This is a genomic window from Pseudomonas sp. Irchel s3b2, assembly GCF_900187445.1.
Classification (GTDB): Bacteria; Pseudomonadota; Gammaproteobacteria; order Pseudomonadales; family Pseudomonadaceae; genus Aquipseudomonas.
The window spans coordinates 1-4,673 of the sequence record NZ_FYEB01000028.1; the positions used below are offsets into that span (position 1 = coordinate 1).

Below are 4,673 nucleotides of genomic sequence, written 5' to 3' on the forward strand. Positions count from 1 at the left end.
ATCACCGCTCCTTCAACTCCTTCTGGCTTCGATGAACTGAAGCGTAACCGCTGCCGAAAACTGCGTAACTCTTTGTTTACCAAGGAGTTTTCCGTTTCGACTGCGCCGGAAGTGGGGCGAATTATAGGCTTTCAGAATCTGCCGTCAACCCCTGATTTGGTTTTTCTATCAACAAGCTATGGAAAGCCGAAAAACAGCGCCTTTCACTACTAGATAGAAGAGCAAAAATGCGCCCCTCTATAATGCGCCCCTCTATATAGAAGGAATCCTCAGAGCACTCCAGACGCCTTGAACCCAGTAACGACGCCGGCATCCAGACCCAATACCCGCTGCAGCACTTCCAGCGTGTGCTCACCCAACAAAGGCGGCGCACTACGGTACTCCACCGGAGTCTCGGACAGGCGTATCGGGCTCGCAACCTGCGGCACCATCCCGGCCAAAGCATGAGGCAGCTCAATGGCCAACCCACGCGCCTGAACCTGAGGATCAGCAAACACCTGAGCCAGATCATTGATCGGCCCGCACGGCACGCCCGCCTGCTCCAACTGCGCCACCCATTCAGCAGTCGTCTTGAACACGGTCGCCTGGCGGATCAGTGGAATCAGCACTGCTCGGTTAGCCACTCGCAACTTGTTGGTCACAAAACGCGGATCATCCGCCCACTGCGGCTGACCGGCCACCTCTGCAAACTTGCGGAACTGCCCATCGTTACCCACCGTGAGGATGAAGTCGCCATCAGCCGTAGGAAAGTCCTGATAAGGCACGATATTCGGGTGAGCGTTGCCCAGGCGTTTAGGCGCATTGCCTGTAGTCAGGTAGTTCATCGCCTGATTGGCCAGACAAGCCACCTGGACATCCAGTAATGCCATATCTATATGCTGACCGCCGCCACCTTGATCCCGATGAGCCAGGGCCGCCAGGATCGCTACCGTCGAATAGAGACCGGTCAAAATATCTGTCAGCGCCACACCGACTTTCACCGGGCCCGCACCTTCATCTCCTTCGGGACGACCGGTCAAACTCATCAGACCGCCCAAGCCCTGGATCATGAAGTCATAACCCGCACGCTTGGCATACGGACCTGTCTGACCGAATCCAGTGATCGAGCAATAGATCAGCTTCGGATTAATCGCCTTGAGCGATTCATAGTCCAGCCCATAAGCCGCCAAGCCACCGACCTTGAAGTTCTCAATGAGGATGTCCGACTTCGCCGCCAACTCACGCACAAGCTGCTGCCCTTCTGGCCGCGTGAAGTCGATGGTCACTGATTGCTTGTTGCGGTTGGCGGACAAGTAATAGGCCGCCTCGCTGGTGTTCTCGCCATAGGCGTCTTTAAGGAACGGAGGCCCCCAGGCGCGCGTGTCATCGCCATTGCCCGGGCGCTCGACCTTGATGACTTCGGCCCCAAGGTCCGCCAGGATCTGCCCGGCCCAAGGCCCGGCAAGCACCCGTGATAAATCCAGTACCCGTAGATGCGAAAGCGCGCCCATGGCCGTTCTCCTATTAATAGAACGCCTGGATGCCGGTCTGCGCGCGACCGAGGATCAGCGCGTGGACGTCATGCGTACCTTCATAGGTATTCACCACTTCCAGATTGACCAGGTGCCGAGCGACACCGAACTCATCGGAGATGCCATTGCCACCCAGCATGTCGCGCGCCATGCGGGCGATGTCGAGGGATTTGCCACAGGAGTTGCGCTTCATCATCGAAGTAATCTCGACGGCAGCCGTGCCTTCATCCTTCATACGACCCAGACGCAGGCAGCCTTGCAGCGCGAGAGTGATTTCAGTCTGCATGTCAGCCAGCTTCTTCTGGATCAACTGTGTGGCCGCCAATGGACGACCAAACTGCTTGCGATCCAGGGTGTACTGACGAGCGGTGTGCCAGCAGAACTCGGCAGCACCCAGTGCGCCCCAGGAAATGCCGTAACGCGCCGAATTAAGGCAGGTAAAAGGACCTTTCAAGCCCCGGACATCCGGGAAGATGTTCTCGTCAGGGACAAACACGTTGTCCATGACGATCTCGCCGGTGATGGATGCACGCAGGCCGACCTTGCCGTGAATCGCCGGAGCGCTCAGACCTTTCCAGCCCTTCTCCAGAACGAAGCCACGAATGTCACCCGCATCATCCTTGCCCCAGACCACGAACACATCGGCGATCGGGCTGTTGGTGATCCACATTTTGCTGCCGGTGAGGCTGTAGCCGCCTTCCACTTTGCGTGCACGAGTAATCATCGCACCCGGGTCGGAACCGTGGTCAGGCTCAGTCAGACCAAAGCAACCGATCCATTCACCCGAGGCCAGCTTCGGCAGGTACTTCTGCTTCTGTGCTTCGGTACCGAATTCGTTGATCGGCACCATGACCAGCGAGGATTGCACGCTCATCATCGAGCGATAGCCGGAGTCGACACGCTCGACCTCACGGGCAATCAGACCGTAGCTGACGTAGTTCAGGCCGCTGCCACCGTATTGCTCAGGAATGGTCGCACCCAACAGACCCACTTCACCCATCTCGCGGAAGATCGCCGGGTCGGTCTTCTCATGACGGAAAGCTTCGAGAACACGAGGCGCGAGCTTCTGCTGAGCGAATTGCTGAGCCGTGTCGCGAATCATGCGTTCTTCTTCTGTGAGCTGTTGATCCAGCAGCAGGGGATCGATCCAGTTGAAGCTAGCTTTACCGCCCATGAGTGAGTCCTCTCGAATCGGGTCAAATAACGTGGACCGATCCTAGGCCGGGTTCGGCTTCACGACAAACGAGGATTTTGCATACTGTTGTGCTAATTTCTCACTCCGTAACGTCGCAAAAATAGCCCATATGCGATGTATTAGTGAGGTTGACGTACATGCGCAGGAAGATCCCCAGTACAACTGCCCTGATCAGCTTTGAAGCTGCAGCGCGCCACGAGAGCTTTACCAAGGCCGCCCAGGAACTTTCCCTCACGCAGGGAGCGATTTGCCGACAGATCGCCAGCCTAGAGGAGTTCCTCAGCGTCGAACTATTCCGACGTTCCCGGCGCGGAGTGAAGCTGACGGAGGCCGGACTTTCCTACAGCCGCCGAGTGGCGACCCAACTCGACGCGGTTGAACGCGACACCTTGTCAGTGATGGGCCAACAAGGCGCCAACGTGATCGAGCTGGCGGTGGTACCAACCTTCGGTACTCAATGGCTGCTCCCGCGACTCAAGGACTTTCAGCACAAACACCCGGAAGTGACGGTCAACCTCACCAACCGCACCCGCCCCTTCCTGTTTGCCGATACTGATTTCGATGCCGCGATCTATTTCGGCGACGCCGACTGGTCAGGTACCGAATCCCACAGGCTAATGGGCGAAAATCCGATGCCGGTGTGCAGCCCCGCGTTACTGGGCAAAAAGACCAACCTGAGCCCCAGTGAAATTGCCGAACTGCCCTTGCTGCAACAGACCACACGCCCTTATGCCTGGCGCCAATGGTTCAACTCCCAAAACCTGAATATCCCGCGAGACATGACAGGGCCGCGTTACGAGCTATTCTCCATGCTTGCTCAAGCTGCGATGCACGATATGGGGATCGCGCTGATTCCACCGTTCCTGATTCAGCGCGAATTGGCAGAGAAGCGTCTGGTGATTGCCAACGCCCAGGCACTATCGAGCATCAAGGCCTACTACCTGATGATTCCCGAGCGAAAGGTCGAATCAGCCTCTTTAAAGGCATTTCGCGATTGGCTGGTGAATCAGGCACAAAGCTACAGCCTAGAAGGATAAAGGCCTCCCCTTATAAGTTGACCTCGTAGTCAGAAAAACAAAAGCACTACAGATATAAGTATTTGTCGCATATTGGCAGACTGTACTGAGGAGTAGCACAAACGTCCTACAAAGGCCTGAATACGTGGCGTTGAGCCTCTATTGGCAGGCAATGACGCCTCATTCACCGTGCCGATGTGTAAATTCTTGAATTTTGGACAGAATCCTCAGAAGCCACGGCCTGCAAGGGATTGCACCGATCGGTGCGACATTCGGTCACGGGGTGACTTGTAGTTAATTTTCCGTCACCCGTCATAATCCCTTGAAGGGCACAAAGTTCGCCTGCAAAATGCCGCGCCCCGCCCTGATTTGGCGGGATCGTGCTGATCGGCCGCCCCAGCCGCACCATCCGAAGTGCCTGGGTTTACTCAATAAGATCACGCAGGAGATTTGACGTGCACATTGGTGTTCCTCTCGAAACCCAGACGGGTGAAACACGGGTTGCTGCAACCCCGGAAACCATCAAGAAGCTGGTCGGCCAGGGTCATAATGTCACTGTGCAAAGCGGCGCCGGTATTAATGCCAGCGTTGTCGACAGTGCTTATGCAGCGGCGGGCGCGCTCATTGGCAGTGCCAATGATGCGTTTGGCGCCGAGCTGATTCTCAAGGTGGTCGCCCCCAGCGACAGCGAGCTGACGCTGATCAAGCGCGGCACCGTTGTGGTGGGCATGCTCAACCCGTTCAGCAATGAAACCATTGCAAAGATGGCCGAGTGCGGCATTACCGCGTTTGCGCTGGAAGCCGCGCCGCGTACCTCCCGCGCCCAGAGCCTGGATGTGCTGTCCTCCCAGGCGAACATCGCCGGCTATAAAGCCGTCTTGCTGGCCGCTCACTACTATCCACGCTTCATGCCGATGCTGATGACTGCGGCGGGCACCGTGAAAGCGGCGC

The 4,673-nt window shown here is 56.9% G+C and carries 4 protein-coding genes and 1 pseudogene; 3 read left to right on the forward strand and 2 right to left on the reverse strand.

The annotated features are described in order from the left end of the window. A partial coding sequence (locus tag CKW20_RS29715; RefSeq protein WP_218228021.1) for a hypothetical protein occupies positions 1-213 on the forward strand: 213 nt, incomplete at its 5' end. 56 nt (positions 214-269) lie between these two features. On the opposite strand, the gene CKW20_RS28795 is transcribed toward CKW20_RS29715, so the two are convergent. Both CKW20_RS28795 and CKW20_RS28800 read right to left on the reverse strand, forming a co-directional pair. Next, positions 270-1,490 (reverse strand): CaiB/BaiF CoA-transferase family protein, encoded by a 1,221-nt coding sequence (locus tag CKW20_RS28795; protein ID WP_095055908.1) that lies wholly within the window; start codon positions 1,488-1,490, stop codon positions 270-272. A gap of 13 nt (positions 1,491-1,503) precedes the next feature. Beyond that, positions 1,504-2,685, reverse strand: coding sequence for an acyl-CoA dehydrogenase (locus CKW20_RS28800; protein WP_095055909.1), 1,182 nt, complete (start codon positions 2,683-2,685; stop codon positions 1,504-1,506). Positions 2,686-2,843: 158 nt separating this feature from the next. Here CKW20_RS28800 and CKW20_RS28805 point away from each other — a divergent pair, with 158 nt between their 5' ends. Both CKW20_RS28805 and CKW20_RS28810 read left to right on the forward strand, forming a co-directional pair. Next, positions 2,844-3,743, forward strand: coding sequence for a LysR family transcriptional regulator (locus CKW20_RS28805; RefSeq protein ID WP_095055910.1), 900 nt, complete (start codon positions 2,844-2,846; stop codon positions 3,741-3,743). 434 nt (positions 3,744-4,177) lie between these two features. Next, positions 4,178-4,673 (forward strand): annotated as a pseudogene (locus CKW20_RS28810) (NAD(P)(+) transhydrogenase (Re/Si-specific) subunit alpha); the annotation flags it as partial.

What these genes read in the sequence shown, in the direction of transcription:
- CKW20_RS28795 (WP_095055908.1), bottom strand. Translation starts at nt 1,490, where the DNA reads ATGGGCGCGCTTTCGCATCTACGGGTACTGGATTTATCACGGGTGCTT.
- CKW20_RS28805 (WP_095055910.1), top strand. Translation starts at nt 2,844, where the DNA reads ATGCGCAGGAAGATCCCCAGTACAACTGCCCTGATCAGCTTTGAAGCT.
- CKW20_RS28800 (WP_095055909.1), bottom strand. Translation starts at nt 2,685, where the DNA reads ATGGGCGGTAAAGCTAGCTTCAACTGGATCGATCCCCTGCTGCTGGAT.